Here is a 15,379-nt window from a genome sequence, read left to right as displayed (position 1 = left end):
GCCGCCAACACCACCCACACCCCGATCGCGGTCATGGAACCGCGTCACCGTCAGCGGGCCCGCGCCTGCCCGAGAACCGCATCCGCGCCTCCGCCGGGACAGCCTGGACGCCCTGCGTCGCAGACCTTCATCCCGTTTCCCTCCGTATTGCAGAAAGAAAGAAACCCATGACTGTCAACATTTCAGAAGTTTCACCCGTTCCGTCGCTATTCTCCCCCGTCTCCCTCGGGAAGATCGAGCTCGCCAACCGCATCGTCATGGCACCGATAACCCGGGTCCGGGCCGGTTCCTCCGGCATTCCCGGGGACCTGATGGTCGAGTACTACCGGCAGCGGGCGAGCGTCGGAATGATCATCACCGAGGGCACCTACCCCGACCACGCGTCGCAGGGGTATGTCGGTGAGCCGGGCATCGCCACCGACGAGCAGGCGGCCGGCTGGCAGCGGGTGTTCGAGGCGGTGCACGCCGAGGGCGGCCGCATCGTCCTGCAGATCATGCACGCCGGCCGCGGCACCCACCCCGACATCAACGGCGGTCGCCGCATCCTCGCCCCCAGCGCGATCGCCATCGACAATAAGACGTTCACCGAGAAGGGCGAGCAGCCCTACCCCGTACCGGAAGCGATGACCACCGCAGAGATCCGGGCAGCCCTGGAGGACTTCGTCGCCGCGGCCCGCCGGGCCATCGAGGCGGGAGTGGACGGCGTGGAAATCCACGGCGCCAACGGCTACCTGCTCCAGGAGTTCCTCTCCCCGGCGGCCAACCAGCGCACCGATGGATATGGCGGCTCGCCGCAGAACCGCGCCCGCTTCGTCGTCGAGGTCGTCACGGCGGTCGCCCAGGCCGTCGGTGCCGAGCGGGTCGGGCTGCGGATCTCGCCGGAGGTCGACCTCGGGGACGTCTTCGAGACCGACCGGGACGACGTCCTGGCCACCTACGGCACCCTGATGGACCAACTGCGCCCGCTGGGCCTGGCCTACCTCTCCGTACTGCACGCCGAGCCGGGCGGCGACCTTGTACAGGATCTGCGGCGGCGCTTCGACGGCAAGCTGATCGTCAACAGCGGCCCCTTCGGGGGGCAGACCACCCGCGAGGAGGCGCTCCAGCAGATCGAGGCCGACCACGCCGACGCCGTGGTCGTGGGCCGGGCCCTCATCGCCAACCCCGACCTGGTCGAGCGCTGGCAGGGTGGCCACCCGGAGAACGAGCCGCGGCCGGAACTGTTCTACGGGCCGGGCGCCGAGGGGTACACCGACTACCCCTTCCTCAAAGCGGCTTGAGGCCCACGGTCACGCCTGTCCATGCGGCAGCCCCACTCACACATGGACAGGCGCCCGACCGGCGACACTGTGCCCGCCCCCTTTGAGCCCGCGGTCACACCGGCGATCACCGGCTCGAGGACCGTCGGGTCCGTCAGGGCGTTGACGGTCCGCAAGTTCCTGGTTAGCAGCCTGCGTTCGGTGACCTCGGCGAGCACATCGCTCTCGTGCGTGGCCACCGCGGCGGCCTTCGGCCACAGCTGACGCCTATGACAGTTTTCCGGCGGCGGCCCATCTATCAGGTCCCCTTCCGTGAGGGAGTCCTTCGCCGATATCCGTCCCCGCTGTACACCGGCGCCCATACCGTCCAGCCCGAACGCTGGGAACGGGGGTGACGAATGGGGCTGTCGGTGGGGCGGGATCTGGATCTGGACGGGGTGGTGGACCACTTCACCCTGTCCTGCGACGAGGCGGGCTGGGTACGGAACAAAGGCGGCGCCACCAGGCTGGGCTTCGCCGTTCAGCTGGAATTTTTGCGGCGGCGACCTCGGAGGCGGTTCACGAGTTACTTGGCACCTGATTCGCCGCTCGTTAACGGCTCCCCAACCGACGCCACCACCGGTCCAGGGCCCTTCACGCCGGAGAGCCCTGAGCCATGCCCGCAGTGGACAACGGACAAAACGAAACCCCATCCATAACTTCGGCTCTGCGGCCCAGCCGGGCGGCAGGGCGGGGTCGGTGGTCGAGGTGGTCAGCATCGGTTGGGACAGGCGCCACGTCACCGGAGATCTCTTCCATCGGACGGCCGTGGCGTTGGGGGTGCACTCCCGGACGGTCCGGCCCGCGGCGCCAGGCGTGCTGACTGGTCAGGCGCGGGTGCTGGTGTGGCGGACGGTCGGCCCCATCCTTTCAGGGCCGTTGCCATGCACCAGTGGCAGAGGGGACTGCCGCCGTGGCCGTACTTGTGTGTCTTGCGCTGGCAGACGGCGCACGGGCCGACCTGGCTGCCCAGGCAGACGAATGCGGACGGGTCAGGGCCTGGCCGCGTGCTGGAGCGGCAGCAGTGAACCGGCGGCCGGAACACCTGACGGCGCGCGAGGAGGAGATCCCCCGTGCGATCCGCCGTTCCATCCAGGACCGCGGTGAGGCACTGTCCGTGCGGCAGATGGCGCGGGAGATCGGGTTGCGCAGCCCGGCGTCGGTGGCCTATCACCTGGCCAACCTGGAGGAGCGCGGGGCGTTGGTCCGCGACGGCCGCAGCTGGAAGACCTGCCGCCTGACCGGCTAGGTCGACAACCGGTGCAGTGTGTCCTACCGGCGGCCGGGCTCCCGCTCCTCCGCCCAGGGTGCCGCCACAATGTCCCGGTCCAGGTGCCGCCGCCCGGCTTCGATCCGCACGGTGTGCAGCATGTTCAGCGGGTTGAGTTCCCGCGGCGGGTCTCCGGCCTGGGCGCGGATCCGATTCCGTTGGCCCAACGACATCCGGTACGCCGGCGCGGTGTGGGGCCGGTGTCCTCCGGGGACACCGGCCCCACACCGCGCTGACGGGCTCAGGCAAACTGCCCGGCCTGGTCAGCTGACGAACTCGACCATGACGGTCGCCTCGCCGGGCACATGCCGGGCGTCGCCCGCATAGGTGACCGTGTACTGGGGATACGTGTTCCAGTCGGGCGGGGTGTCATGGAAGCTGAAGGTGCCGTCCTGCCCGACCTTCACATCCGGCAGCTCCACACCGTTGCGCGTCACCGTGACCGCTCCCTGCTCGGGGAACGGGACCAGCGAGGTCAGGTTCCCCTCCACGGTGACCGGCGTGCCGACGGGGTTCGTCGGCGGGGCGGACAGAGTGATCGTGCTGGATGCCTTGGCGACGTCGGTGATGATGTCGAGAACGACCTCGCCCGAGTAGGGGAAGCGGGTGGTGAACAGCCTGTTGCCGTCGGGCGCCCAGGCCACGCCTCGGTCGAGCAGATCCGCGTACCCCGGCGACAACGCGACCGTGCGGTACGCGGCGGTCTCTCCCGGGCGGTAGATGTAGACGTCCCACTCCCCTCCCGCCACGATTCCCGCGGCGACCGTGCCGTGGGAGTCGACAGCGATGGAGTTGGGGTAGGCGCCGGTGTCGTACTGGGTCTCCTCCGTCAGGTCCGACAGGCGCCACCGCTGGTGGTAGTAGTTGCCGCCGTTCGCCGTGATCACACTGCTGCCGTCCGGCGTCACCGCCACGTCCTCGACATCGCCGACGGCTTCGCTGTAGGCGGTCTCCTGAAGCGTGCCGGAGCCCACGTCGTACACGCGCATGCCCAGCGCGCCCTGGCTCTCCGCGGCGACGAGCCGGTCGGGCGCGCCCGGCGACGAGGCGAGTCGCGGCTTGCCGTACCAGACGGGGTTGTCGTCGAGGCTGACGGTTGGGGTTGCCTCGGCGATGGCGACCGATCCGATGCCGGCGTCGAAGACGGTGGCCCGGTAGCCGAAGAACAGCCGGCCGCCGGCGAGGGCGAGGCTCTCCGGTTCGGTGTCGGCGCCGGTTGAGATGCGCCGCGTCTCGGTCAGGGTCGCGGTGTCGATGACGGAGATCGCGTCAGCGTCCGGGAGCGCCACGTACAGGGTGGACTCGTCGGCCGACTCGGCCATGCCTCGCGCCCCGTCGAGACCCTCCACCTTCTTCACGACCTGCCCGTCGTGGTCGGTGGCCAGCACCGCGTCGTCGCCGGGCGCGCTGACGTACACATGGCGGCTGTCGGCGAGGGTCTGCCAGTGCGACCGCACGGGCAGGACGATGCCGCCCTGGGGCTGTGCCAATGCCGTGCCGGGGACACCGAGCAGATTGAACGACGCGGCCGCCAGGACCAGCGCGACACCCGCCGCACGTCTCTGTAAACGCACCTCAAGAGCTCCTTCGAGAACGGATCCGGCCGCACGGGCGCGGCCGGCGGAGCAACTGTAGTGACCCGCACTGACATTGGGCCCGCAGGAAGATCGCGTGCGGGATGCACGCCAGGCCCCACGGACTCGCTGACGCCCCGCAGAAGCGGCTCCAGGCCGTCCTGGTGGAGGAGACCGAATCTGAGTGGAAACCTCAGGTCAGGGCGCAATCACGGCAGCAGGCAGCTACGTTCTTCGGCGTGATGGTGCACACCGTCGCCTCACTCGGTGTCGGTGTAGTCCAGGAAGTCGGCGACGGCGGGGATGCCGCGGCGGCGGGCGAGTTTCTTGCGCAGGTCTTCCAGCGTGCTGGTGCCGCGGGCGGAGGTGACGCCGCCCATCCGGTCGACGGCGTCGTGGGCGGTGGCCACGGCGGCGTCGACGTCGCCCAGGCTGAGGTGGGCTTCGGCGAGCCGGGCCAGGTAGATGGCGTGGCCGCGGGGGAAGGCGTCGCCGTTGTACGCCTCCTGGCTGGTGTGGGCGGCGGAGGCTTCGAGGAAGTGGACGACGGACTGTTTGGGGTTGCCCAGGTTGAGGGCGGAGCTCCCGATGAGCTGGTGGGCTTCACCGAGGTTGTACCAGTAGACGCAGGGGAGATCGTCGTCGATGGGAGCGGCGTGCTCGTAGGCGTGAAGGGCTGCGTTGCGGACCGGTCGGCGGCTCGGGTGTCGCCGGCTCGGGCGTGGGCCCTGCAAGCCCGGGCGTGGAGCATGGAGGTCATGCGGGCTGAGCCGGTCTTCGGTGCCTGGGACAGGGCGGCTTCGACGAGGTCGACCGCGCCGCGGGGGTCGCCGGTGGAGTAGTGCTGGATGGCCCAGAAGGCGAGGGTGTTCGCTGCGACCACGGGATCGTCGGCGCTGGCTGCGGCCCGCAGGGCGGTGGAGTAGTGGCGTTCGGCGGCGGCCGTCTTCCCGCTGTCGTAGGCCGTCCAGCCCGCGCTGCGGGATGCTTCGGCCGCCGCGGCGAACAGACGGCGCTCGACACCTTCGCCGAAGGACGCGTTCTTGAGCGTGGCCCTGATCATGCGGAGTTCGGTGCGGGCCGCGTCATAGACATCGCCGGAGCCGACGGTGTCGTCGAGCCGGCGCAGGCTGTCGAGGCGACGCTCGAAGTGGTCGGGGACGTCCGTGCCGATCTCGCTGCCCGCGGTGGGGGCCGCTCCCGCTGGGGCGGCGGCGGACCATTGCGCCACGGTGGTGCCCAGGGTGACGGATGTGGTGATCAGAAATTTCCTGCGGTCCACCGGACCTCCTGTGATCTCCAGTGCCTGCACCGCCCCCGTGGTCGTCCACGGGAGGGTGAAGAGGGTGTGGTCCGGCACGGCCAGCAGCAGCCAGCCAGGCCAGCCGTGGGCGTGGATCGCCTCGGGCGGGATGCCTTCGAGCGCGGCCATGGCGAGCTGGGTGTGGTAGCTGGGCGCGTAGACGCCCGCGATCCACCGGGACGCCTTCTCCTTGCGGTACGCCATCTGCCCGTACCCCATGCGCTGGTGCTGCTCGGCAACACGGAGCAGGTACGCCTCGGCCTTCGTTCCGCGCACGGCCAGCAGGTAGGCCAGAGGGTGGCGTTCGGGCCCAGTCGACACCGAGCGCCGCAAGCTGCGCGAGCCCGTCAGCGGCCAGCCCCGGCGCTTCTCCACTCGGCTGCCGTGCCGTCAAAATCGTTACGAGGCGCTGTTCGCCACCCTGATCGGGCACGACTACGAGGAGTAGACCTCCCTCCGCCCCGAGGGGCTCAGGAACGCGCTGGTCGGGGGCTGTGGGCTTTGAGGTCGTGCTCGCGGCACCGCGGGATGGTTACCGCTCCCGGTCGCTGTGGTCAGGTGTGGGAGAGGGCGAAGGAGACGAGGAAGCCGCTGACGGTGATCAGTCCGATGGCCAGGTGGGCGTCGTCGAACGCTTCGGGGATCATCGTGTCGGCGACCATGGCGAGGATGGCTCCGGCCGCCACCGCGGTCACTGCGGCGATCACGGCGGGGGAGAAGGAACCGACCACCGTGTATCCGAGGACGGCCGATACGGTGCTGGCGGCGGCGATCGCCGCCCAGACACCGAAGACGTACGCCTTGGTGCGGCCGGCCTTCTTCATCCCCGCCGAACTGGACAGCCCCTCGGGGACGTTGCTGATGAACACCGCGGCGACCGTCACCAGACTGACCGCGCCGCCGTCGAGGAGGCTGACGCCGATCACCGCGGATTCCGGTACCCCGTCGAGGAGGGCGCCGAGCGCGAGCGCCGTCCCGGATCCGCCCTGCTCGGCCTCCGAGGGCTGCGCCTGCGCTCGGGCGTGACCGGAGCGCTTGCGGTGGCGGGCACCCCGGCGGGCCAGCCACACATTGCCGCCGGTGTAGGCGATGGCGCCGATGAGGGTGCCGACGACCGCGGGAGTAAGCCCCGCCTCCTCGTACGCCTCCCCGACCAGTTCGAAGGACACCGCCGAGATCAGCACCCCGGCCCCGAAGGCCATCACGGTCGCGATCACCTTCTGCGGCACTCTCAGCCCGTATCCCAGCGCGGCACCGAGCAGCAGTGCCGAGCCCGCCACCAGCCCCCACAGTCCAGCTTCCACCACTTCAGCCATGACGACCCATCTACCCGCTGAGCATGTGGATCAACGGGCGACCAGCGCCGCATACACGCGAAGAGCCCGCCCACGGTCCATGTGATCTTCTTACCCGCGCTGGGCGTGTCTTGCCGCTGGGGTCCGGGGCAGGCGTACGGGAAACATCACGCCTGTATGGAGACCCGGCCATGACCACCTCGTCCCGTGTACCGCGGCACCTGCCCGACGACGGCATGCGCAACGCCACGGCGGCCGCCTGCCTGGAGCAGGAGAACGCGCAGCTGCGGCGAGCGATCGGCTCCCATGCGACGGTCGACCAGGCCCTCGGTGTCCTCATCGCGACTCACCGGATCCCGCCGGCCGTAGGGTTCGAGGTGCTGCGCGAGGTCTCCCAGCACACCAACATCAAGCTGCACACGATCGCGGAGGCGGTGATCGGCTGGGCGCTGGGGCAGCAGCCGCTGCCGGAGCCGGTGGCCCGGGAGTTGGACGTGGCCGTGCAGTGGCACTCGGACCGCGAGGGCCTCCGGGATCTGCCCGGATAGGGCGGTCAGGGTTCACCACCAGCTCCTCCTCGCTGACCTCCCCGGCATGACAGAACATCGCCCGGGCAACCTTCCCCACCCACAGTTCCTCCTTGAGGAACGGCCGGTGTCTGTACTGTTCAACGAGCTGTTCCAGGTGCTCGGGCGAGCACCCGAGAACTATGCGTCCGCCGTTCAGCCTCGGGTCATGCCAGTAGATTGCTGAGGAGTCCCGCACGAATGCGTAGTGCTCCGTCCTGTCCGCGATCACGGTCCCAGCACAGGTCACACAGCTCGGGCTGAACTTCCGTGGGGCGCCTTCAGCGAAATGTAATCACCAACAGGTCCTATTGCAGGGATGTAGTGCCCCATGAAGGATTGATTTTGAGGGTCGGATCTGAAACGGCCATCCTGCGTCGTTACTTGACCCGGGCTGGTGGTGCGGTCACGCCCAAGTGTCAGGTTGGTGGGCCTGGCGTGCAGCACGCCAGGTAGAGCACAGGACGACCTTGGGGAGTTTCACATGCGCAATCAACTCATAGCGGTGCTCACCTCGGCGGCACTGGGCATGGGTGGTCTCGTGGCTGCAGTGCCCGCTTCAGCCGCGACCGTTGAAAGCACTTCGACCACACCCTCAGCGGTCCGGCCGACCACTGCACTGACGAGGGCCAACCTCGAATACAGCCGCTCTGGGAACCAGTGGACCTTCAAAGTCACGTACACCTGCGCCTTTAACACCGCAGAGCTCAGTCACAATTACGAGTGGCAGGCCACAATCAAGCTCTGGGACGACGACCCCGTCTCGAGTGACCACATCGCCACCAAGGTCCAAACGATCCGTCCCGGTCCGGGGCAAACAACCGTGAAGAAGACGGTGACGTTCACCCTGCCCCGCACAGCAGTGGACAAAGACAACCCCGACCAAAATGAAGAGATCTTCGCAGGGATCAGGTTGAAGAACATCTCGACAGAGGGAAAAGAATTCAAGATAACCACTCGCAACTACAGCATCCGTGCTTGATCATGTGCTGACCCGCCCAGATGGTCACTGCCCCGAGGTTCGGAAACACGTTCTTCATGCACGGCACTACGCGCCAGCACCCGCAGAAGTTCGCCGATCCCGTCCTTTCTCCACCCGACCGAGCAGGAGGCCGGGCATGGCGACTCCGGTCTGTTCAGGCGGGGAGGGCGGCCTGGAGCGTGGCATACGTCGCGGGGAGCTCATCGAGGCCGACGATGTGCAGCAGCCGCTGCACGGCTGAGGGAACGCTTGCCAGGCGAAGCCAGCCGTCGCTCTCCTGCGCGGCACGGTGGGCGTAGACGAGGAAGTGGACGCCGCTGGAGTGGCAAGGCGGGATCGGCCGGCCGGAGGCGTCGATCGCGGGGCTGATCGACGACCCCTATTGCTTGGCGGACTCGCGCTATCCACGGGCGGCGAAGGCGAGCAACCCAGCTCCGACGCCCAGGACAATCAGTTGCACAACACCTGGAATACGCCATCCCAGGACAACGAGACCACCACCCGTAACGACTGCGCCTCCGACGAGGAGCCACATTCCCCGCAGCGCCTCCCTAGGCGCATCGGGCGGATTGCCGCTGTCGTAGGCGTCGGCCCAGCCCGTCATCCCGTAGCGGATGAACACCAAATAGGCGATAAGCATCAGGTCGATGACGAGAAATGCCACGCTGACCCCAACTTGCTCGCCGGTCGATGGCTCACCCCCGGACCTCATACCCACCACCATTCCGACTGCTGGTGACATCCCGTTAATCGCATGCCGTCCAGCATGCTGAAGTGGCAGGCACTGCACATGAGCACCGCTACTCAGATGCGCCGCCCGTCGGGACCGTCCGGTGATCGGGCAACCTTGCCCCAGCCGTGAGCGAGGCGGTCCCCGGCCGGTGCTGGCTGGGTCTACCAGGCGGGGCGTTTGTCCTGGCGGTCAGTGGAGTAGCCGGTGGGCATGGGCGTTTCCGTCCGCCACAGCGCGCCTGGGTCCGGCGGGTACGGCGGGTGCTCACCGGTGGTCAGCACGGGGCCGTGCAAGGGGCTGCTCTCGCCCGGCTCGAGGACGATGACGCCGGCGGGGCTGGGCCGCCTGTCCTCATCGGCCACGACCAGGTCGCCGTCGAACCGGGCCTCCACTCTGCGGTCGCTGAGGTTCTCCAGGACCAGAACCTGCTGGGGCACGAGCCGGTTGGCGCCGTCCTGATCCGCCGGGAAGTGCCAGCGATGCCCCTGCGGCCATGTGTTGCACGGCATCCCCGTGCTGTTCCACGCCTGCGGCTCCAATGGTGGGGGACTCAGCTTGAGGGTGACGTCCGGGGCCTGGGAGTCGAGCCGGCTGCGGATCGCGTCCGCGGTCATCAGCTGACTGGTCTTCAGCGACGCGCGCGTGAGGAATACCTGCCACACGACGCCGAAGAAGGCCAGCGTGCCGCCGATCGCGCCCGACAGCGGTCCAGAAGGTCTCTGACATGGCGGTGATTGTGGCCCCACCCAACAGGGCCAGCGCACCCGCCCCCCATCTCGTCACCAGTGACCCGCCTACCCGGACGGGTGTTACACGCCCTATCCCACGGCTGGCCCGTTGGAGCTGGCATGACGACGACGTACGACACAGCCCCGCGCCCCGCCACTTCAGCACCGAAGAGGCCCGCTCCCTCCTCACCGGGCGGCCCACGCGGTGGGCAGGCTGCCGTCCCTGGCCTCGGGCGCGGTCGCCGTGCTTCTCGGACACCTCGCGCACGCCGGTGGCTGGCCGGTGCCCGAGAGCGGAAGCGCCCGCATCGCCGACGCTCTCGCCGCCGACATCGTCGCCTGCGGCGGAACCTTCCACACCAGCCATCACGTGACCGGTCTCGAGGAGCTCCCCGGTGCCAAGACGGTGCTGCTCGACGTGAGCCCCAAGGCGTTCGCCCGGATCGCCGCCGATCGGCTGCCCGTCCGTTACCGGCGAGGCCTCGCCCAGTTCCGGTACGGGCCCGCTGCGGCGAAGGTCGACTTTCTCGTCTCCGAGCCGATCCCCTGGGCCAATCCCGCCGTGGGACAGGCCGCCACCGTCCACCTGGGCGGGACCCAGGCAGAGATGTACCGGGCCGAGACAGCGGCGGCGGCCGGCATCCGGCCCGAGGAGCCGTTCGTCCTGCTGGTCGACCCGGCCGCGGCCGACCCCGGCCGCGCCAGAGCCGGACGACGTCCCGTATGGGCCTATGCCCACGTCCCCAACGGTGACGCCGTCGACCCGGCCGCGACGGTCACTGCGTGCATCGAGCGTTATGCGCCGGGATTCACCGACACGGTCATCCACCGGCGGGGGATCGGCGGCGCACAGTACGAGGAGTACAACCCGAATTACGTGGGGGGGGGGGAGACATCGGCGGGGGTGCCATGCCCCTCTGGCAGTCCCTCATGCGTCCCGTGCCCCGCTTCGATCCGTACCGCACCCCGCTGCACGGTGTGTACCTGTGCTCGGTGTCAACGCCGCCCGGACCGAGCGTCCACGGCATGGCGGGACACCTTGCCGCGCTGTCCGCCCTTCGCCGCGAGTTCGGCGTACGTACTGCTCCGGACATCGGACCGCGGTGAGCCGTCCGCACGCGACCCGCCCGCGCAGAGCGCTGCTCACCCCGCGCTCTCCGCCACCTCGTCCGCGGACTTGTCGGGGAAGACCAGCCGCACCCCGCCGCCGATCACCAGGAAGCAGGACAGCAGGAGGGCGAAGTGCATGAACTTCGCGGCACCCTCCCAGTCGGACGAAGGCCCCAGGACCAACCAGAAGGCGAGAGCCATCCCTGCCAACACCACCGCCAGGCCAAGCAACCGACGCACTCCATGATCCCTTCTCAAAATGACCTTCAGGCAACCGTCCTACTCTACGCACCGGTAACTACGGCTCGGCGCACGGCAGATGAGCAGCTGGCCGAATCGCGCCGCACGCAGGCGCGGCGCCACCCTTGTCACGACCAGCAGCAAATGAAGTGATCTTCGCCCTCTGAGCGTCTTTTGACCTGCGATGTTTTACCAGCAGGCGGACGATTCTCAGAAGCAAGTGACCTGCGGGTTCTCCGGACAGTGGCTTTCTGATCTGGCACACCGCAACTTGTTCCGGACTGACCTCAGTTGCTCTCGGACGTGTCGTGCAGCGGTTGGCGCAGCAACCGGCGGGCTCTGAGCGATCTCACGTGACGTGGGGGCGTGGTACTCGCTGGAGTTGGAGAGCGTGCTGGATGGCCCTCGGTGGTGGCAGGCCACAACCAGGGTGCTCGGGCGGTGCGCTTCCTCCGAAACCGGACCTGAGGTGTGTGCCCCGTTCGCTAAGCCGTCGTCACAGATCCCGGTGCCTTCGCTCTTGCCGGGCTTTTTCGGCCCATGCTTCTGCCGGGTCATTTCGGCGCGCAGGCGGGGAATTGAGCAGGATCGTGGATCACCAAACCCGTGCGGGCAACGGACGAAGCGCTGTTGCTGGCTGGGCATCCGTCAGATCGAGGAAGGACAGCCGGCCGTCCGACCGGGCGCCGTCAGCAGCCCGAAGCAGCGGTCAGTTGCATGCAGCGCGGGGTGCCGGGTCCAGGATGGATCGGATCCGCTGCAGCCGGTCGTGGTTGACGGAGAACCAGGCCCAGGTGCCGCGTCGTTCTCGGTCCAGCAGCCCGGCCTCGGTCGTGATCTTCAGGTGGTGGCTGACGGTGGACTGGCGCGCCCAGGCTGTCTGCCAGGTCGCACACGCACGCTTCGCCGAGGGCGCCAGAATCGGGGCGCCCACCGCGGTCCAGGTCGCCGACCGGTTCCACCTGTGGCGCAACCTCGGCGAAGCGGCCGAGCGGTGTGTCTCCCGCCACCGCTCCCGCCACCGCTCGTGCCTCCGCGCATCCTTCGCCGAGTCGGCGCCGGAGAAGGTTCCGGCTCCGGCACCGGCCGAGAACGGGTCGCCATGGCCCACCGGGCACCGGTTCGCCGACCGTACCCGTGCCAAGCACGCCGCCGTCCACGCGCTGCTGGCCGCCGGCCACAGCCGACGCTCGATCCAGCGCCAGCTCGGCATGACCTACCGCCCCGTCCAACGGCTGGCCGACGCCGCGAGGTCGGAAGACCTGTTCCAGGGGCAGTGGCAGAACCGCCAGACCAAGCTCGACGACTTCAAGCCGTACCTGCACGAGCGATGGGCCGAGGGCTGCACGAACGCCTGGAACCTCTGGGAAGAGATCAAGACGCACGGCTACACCGGCGGCTACGGAGCCGTCCGTGCCTACCTCCAGCCGTTCGCACATCCCCGACCGCACCTGCAGCCCGTCCTCCGTCCCCACGCACGGTCGCCGGATGGATCCTGACTCACCCCGACACCCTGCCGGAGAACGAGCACCTGAAGCTCAAATCCGTCCTCGCCGGCTGCCCCGAACTGGGTGCCCTCACCGTGCACGTCAGCGCTTTCGGGAAGATGCTCACCCAGCTCCAGGGCGACCAACTTCCGCAATGGATCAAGGCGGTCCGGGCCGACGACCTTCCCAGCCTCCACACCTTCGTCAACGCCCTCGAGCGGGGCCTTGCCGCCGTCACCGCCGGCCTCACGCTGCGCTGGAACTCCGGCGTCGTCGAAGGTCACGTCAACCGGATCAAAATGATCAAGCGCCAGATGTACGGCCGGGCCGGCTTCGGCCTGCTGCGGAAGCGAGTCCTCCTTGCCTGACCGCAGCTCTGTCGCTCGACGAGCGGGTCCGTTCAGCTGATCGCAAACGGCACGGGATCCAGGCCCAGCTTGCTCCGGCATGAGTCGACGGCCCGCGTGACCCAGGCGGTCAGGGCATCGCGATCTGCCGCGATCGCGTGAAGCTCACGCGCCTTCTCCTGGGCTTCGACCATCCACGGGGCCAGTGCGTCCTCTCGAAGGACTCGCTCGAAGTGATCGCGGGCCGTGTCCGGGTCCCCGACCAGAGCGGCCGCGATCCCAGAGTCGAAGCTGTCCCAGAAGAATCCCCGCCGCACCGGCCTGGACGTCAGATATCGGGCGACGTCCGGCAGAGCCGGGAATTTCTCCCTCAGCGCGGTCACGTTCGCAGCCGCCTGCCGGCTGAGTTCGAGTGCCAGCGGCGTGAACTGGTCCTCGGTACGGAACAGTTCGGAGCCGACCCGGACTGAGTCCACGTGGAAGGCCAGGTGGTCCACGTCGTGCCACAGCCACATCGCACCGACGTACAAACCACTGCCGGAAATCCGCGGCGGAGTGAACTCCACAACCCCGAGCCACCACCCGTGATCATCAATCCACAGCCGCGACCGCCCGCGCTGGGCCAGGCCGAGCGGCTTCAAGGACTCCCGTGCCGCCGAGGTGATGATCCTGAGCACCGGACTGCGATCTGCCATGACCGGCATTATCGACTGTCCCACCGACACACCGTCGGTGGTGGTGGCACATCACCATCGCAGATCTGTTCAACAACACTGAGTGTCACCGCTCCACAAGAGTTGGACCAGAACCCAAACTCGTCGACAAGTGGTGGCCGCTCCCACCTGCGAAGCCACCTCGACGACGCCCCGCCCGCTTCCGTCAACTGACCCGAGGTCACCGAGGGGCGGGCAGGGCCGCCCGGGGCGTGGTCGCCACCAGCGAGTCCCTGCCCGCCGCCAACTCCGGCACCACTTGTAGACCGTGGTCCGTGAGACGCCAAGCAGCTTCGCAATCGACGTGATCGTGTTCTCCGGGTCCGTGAGCAAGGCCCGCGCGTGCCACACCTGTTTGTCCGCCATCGCGGGCGACCAGGCGGCCGCCAGGGGTCGTGGTGTCCAGCGACTGGAAGTCGATCCCGCGCTTCCGCAGGCCGGAGACGATCGAGATCAGGTCCTGGATTGAGCGGCCCAACCGGTCGAGGGAGGGCACCACCAGGGTGTCGCCGGGCCGGAGTCGAGGCACTTCCACAGTTCCTCGCGCTCCGCGTTCTTGCCCGACTTCTTGTCGGCGATGATGTGCATGCAGTCGGCTTCCGTCAGCGCGGCAATCTGTCGGTCGAGCAGCTGCCCCTTCGTGGACACGCGCGCGTACCCGACCGGGGCCCCGGAGGAGTTCGCAGGGAAGGCTTCCAGCGGGCTGTCAGCGTCCGCCCACTCAGCGGTAGTCGTCATGCACGGCACCGTTCCGTGGGTGATGCCAGGGTCGGTGGTCGTGGGGGTCAGTGTCCGGGGGGCTTGCAGGCGCAGGTCGGTGAAGAGTTCCTTGAGGGCGGTCTGGCGTCGCCGGTACGACCAGGTCGTGGTGTCGGTGCCGGCCAGGCGCAGCACGTCGAAGACCACGAACTGGGCGGGCCATCGTGTCGCGGCCGCCCCTGCTGCGCTGCCTCGCCGGGGCAGGCGCTGCTGGAGCCGCTCGAAAGCGAGCCGGCCCTCCTCCCCACCACCAGTCCCCGTTTGTGCGAGCTACCGTACCTGTCTCATCATCAGGCGTTCGTTCCCTGCCAGGTCACCGCTGCGGGTAGTCACGGGGTGGACGAAGGGGCTGGATGGCCCTCAACTCGAGCTGGTTGGTGGGGCGAAGAGGTAGCGATCCATCATGAGTGCTGCGTCGGCAAGAGTCTCCGTGTCCCCCATGGGATCGTCGCGGAAGGCGAGGTCGAGGAGGTTGCTTCCGACCTCGACAGCGAGCCGACCTCGTCGACGTGATTCGTCAGTGTCCGGCATTGCATACCCGCGGACGAGGGCCCGGTGAACCCGGTCAGCGATCTCCCGATCGGTCTGCTGGGTGTCGGCTCGCAGTGACGCGACGCGTGGTCCGTGGTACCAGATCCGACGGTAGCCGGGCTCTTCGCGGAAGCGGTCGGCGTACGCGGTGATCAGCTTTTCCAACAGGTCCTGCGAGCGTTCAGGCAGCGGCTCGGCTGTGACGCGCTCGGCGATCTGCACATCCAGCCGAAGCCAACTGCGCACCAGCGAGGCGACGATCGCCTCTTTGTCGGCGAAGTACCGGTACAGCACGCCGACCGACACTCCGGCCTCGGCCGCGATCAGCTTGGTGCCCAGATCGTCGTAGGAGGTGGTCTCCAGCAGCGAAGCTGTCACCTCAATGATGCGGGCGACTTTCTCTCGACTGCGTTGCTGCTGCGGCTCGTGCATCTCGGCCATCG

Annotated in this window: 15 protein-coding genes and 2 pseudogenes; 5 read left to right on the top strand and 12 right to left on the bottom strand. The window is 68.4% G+C overall.

The features are described from left to right. Positions 1-167: 167 nt before the first annotated feature. Both G9272_RS01345 and G9272_RS01340 read left to right on the top strand, forming a co-directional pair. A complete protein-coding gene (locus G9272_RS01345) occupies positions 168-1,280 on the top strand; it encodes an alkene reductase (protein WP_171394789.1) in 1,113 nt (370 codons plus the stop codon). A 1,042-nt stretch (positions 1,281-2,322) separates the two neighbouring features. Continuing rightward, positions 2,323-2,547, top strand: coding sequence for a hypothetical protein (locus tag G9272_RS01340; RefSeq protein WP_253267650.1), 225 nt, complete (start codon positions 2,323-2,325; stop codon positions 2,545-2,547). Positions 2,548-2,570: 23 nt separating this feature from the next. Here G9272_RS01340 and G9272_RS01335 read toward each other — a convergent pair whose 3' ends face one another. The 4 genes from G9272_RS01335 to G9272_RS01320 all read right to left on the bottom strand — a co-directional run bounded on the left by G9272_RS01335 (position 2,571) and on the right by G9272_RS01320 (position 6,761). Then, positions 2,571-2,735, bottom strand: coding sequence for a hypothetical protein (locus G9272_RS01335; protein WP_171394788.1), 165 nt, complete (start codon positions 2,733-2,735; stop codon positions 2,571-2,573). Between the two features lie 96 nt (positions 2,736-2,831). Then, positions 2,832-4,142: a hypothetical protein gene (locus G9272_RS01330; protein WP_171394787.1), complete on the bottom strand. Its 1,311-nt coding sequence runs from the start codon at positions 4,140-4,142 to the stop codon at positions 2,832-2,834. 260 nt (positions 4,143-4,402) lie between these two features. Continuing rightward, positions 4,403-4,876 carry a hypothetical protein gene (locus tag G9272_RS01325; RefSeq protein WP_171394786.1) on the bottom strand — a complete coding sequence of 158 codons (474 nt, stop codon included), beginning with the start codon at positions 4,874-4,876 and terminating at the stop codon, positions 4,403-4,405. Positions 4,877-5,999: 1,123 nt separating this feature from the next. Then, complete coding sequence (locus G9272_RS01320; protein ID WP_171394785.1) at positions 6,000-6,761, bottom strand: ZIP family metal transporter; 762 nt, start codon at positions 6,759-6,761, stop codon at positions 6,000-6,002. A gap of 170 nt (positions 6,762-6,931) precedes the next feature. On the opposite strand from G9272_RS01320, the gene G9272_RS01315 reads away from it, so the two are divergent. Both G9272_RS01315 and G9272_RS01310 read left to right on the top strand, forming a co-directional pair. Continuing rightward, a complete protein-coding gene (locus tag G9272_RS01315) occupies positions 6,932-7,288 on the top strand; it encodes an ANTAR domain-containing protein (RefSeq protein ID WP_171394784.1) in 357 nt (118 codons plus the stop codon). A 502-nt stretch (positions 7,289-7,790) separates the two neighbouring features. Continuing rightward, complete coding sequence (locus G9272_RS01310; RefSeq protein ID WP_171394783.1) at positions 7,791-8,288, top strand: hypothetical protein; 498 nt, start codon at positions 7,791-7,793, stop codon at positions 8,286-8,288. A 154-nt stretch (positions 8,289-8,442) separates the two neighbouring features. On the opposite strand, the gene G9272_RS46070 is transcribed toward G9272_RS01310, so the two are convergent. The 4 genes from G9272_RS46070 to G9272_RS01290 form a co-directional block, all read right to left on the bottom strand. Continuing rightward, a complete protein-coding gene (locus tag G9272_RS46070; RefSeq protein ID WP_367398581.1) occupies positions 8,443-8,625 on the bottom strand; it encodes an STAS domain-containing protein in 183 nt (60 codons plus the stop codon). A gap of 63 nt (positions 8,626-8,688) precedes the next feature. Next, complete coding sequence (locus tag G9272_RS01300) at positions 8,689-8,952, bottom strand: hypothetical protein (RefSeq protein ID WP_253267649.1); 264 nt, start codon at positions 8,950-8,952, stop codon at positions 8,689-8,691. 230 nt (positions 8,953-9,182) lie between these two features. Next, complete coding sequence (locus G9272_RS01295) at positions 9,183-9,683, bottom strand: hypothetical protein (protein WP_171394782.1); 501 nt, start codon at positions 9,681-9,683, stop codon at positions 9,183-9,185. 1,209 nt (positions 9,684-10,892) lie between these two features. Continuing rightward, complete coding sequence (locus G9272_RS01290; RefSeq protein ID WP_253267648.1) at positions 10,893-11,099, bottom strand: hypothetical protein; 207 nt, start codon at positions 11,097-11,099, stop codon at positions 10,893-10,895. A gap of 794 nt (positions 11,100-11,893) precedes the next feature. Between G9272_RS01290 and G9272_RS01285 the strand changes: the two are divergent. Beyond that, a pseudogene (locus tag G9272_RS01285) lies at positions 11,894-12,954 on the top strand (transposase); the annotation flags it as partial. Positions 12,955-12,986: 32 nt separating this feature from the next. On the opposite strand, the gene G9272_RS01280 reads toward G9272_RS01285, so the two are convergent. From G9272_RS01280 to G9272_RS01270, 4 genes and pseudogenes are all read right to left on the bottom strand, one after another. Then, positions 12,987-13,628: a hypothetical protein gene (locus G9272_RS01280; protein WP_171394780.1), complete on the bottom strand. Its 642-nt coding sequence runs from the start codon at positions 13,626-13,628 to the stop codon at positions 12,987-12,989. A 69-nt stretch (positions 13,629-13,697) separates the two neighbouring features. Then, complete coding sequence (locus G9272_RS44960; RefSeq protein ID WP_253267647.1) at positions 13,698-14,012, bottom strand: helix-turn-helix domain-containing protein; 315 nt, start codon at positions 14,010-14,012, stop codon at positions 13,698-13,700. A 67-nt stretch (positions 14,013-14,079) separates the two neighbouring features. Beyond that, positions 14,080-14,384 (bottom strand): annotated as a pseudogene (locus G9272_RS44955) (recombinase family protein); the annotation flags it as partial. A 381-nt stretch (positions 14,385-14,765) separates the two neighbouring features. Continuing rightward, a complete protein-coding gene (locus G9272_RS01270) occupies positions 14,766-15,377 on the bottom strand; it encodes a TetR/AcrR family transcriptional regulator (RefSeq protein ID WP_171394779.1) in 612 nt (203 codons plus the stop codon). Positions 15,378-15,379: the final 2 nt, after the last annotated feature.

This window comes from Streptomyces asoensis (assembly GCF_013085465.1).
Taxonomy (GTDB): Bacteria; Actinomycetota; Actinomycetes; order Streptomycetales; family Streptomycetaceae; genus Streptomyces; species Streptomyces cacaoi_A.
The sequence above is the reverse complement of the archived record's forward strand: the minus strand, read 5'-3'. Positions and strand labels throughout refer to the sequence as shown.

Bases quoted from the DNA above. Each gene is read 5' to 3' on its own strand.
- G9272_RS01345 (WP_171394789.1), top strand. From the start codon at position 168: ATGACTGTCAACATTTCAGAAGTTTCACCCGTTCCGTCGCTATTCTCC.
- G9272_RS01320 (WP_171394785.1), bottom strand. From the start codon at position 6,761: ATGGCTGAAGTGGTGGAAGCTGGACTGTGGGGGCTGGTGGCGGGCTCG.
- G9272_RS01315 (WP_171394784.1), top strand. From the start codon at position 6,932: ATGACCACCTCGTCCCGTGTACCGCGGCACCTGCCCGACGACGGCATG.
- G9272_RS01310 (WP_171394783.1), top strand. From the start codon at position 7,791: ATGCGCAATCAACTCATAGCGGTGCTCACCTCGGCGGCACTGGGCATG.
- G9272_RS01280 (WP_171394780.1), bottom strand. From the start codon at position 13,628: ATGGCAGATCGCAGTCCGGTGCTCAGGATCATCACCTCGGCGGCACGG.
- G9272_RS44960 (WP_253267647.1), bottom strand. From the start codon at position 14,012: ATGGCGGACAAACAGGTGTGGCACGCGCGGGCCTTGCTCACGGACCCG.
- G9272_RS01270 (WP_171394779.1), bottom strand. From the start codon at position 15,377: ATGGCCGAGATGCACGAGCCGCAGCAGCAACGCAGTCGAGAGAAAGTC.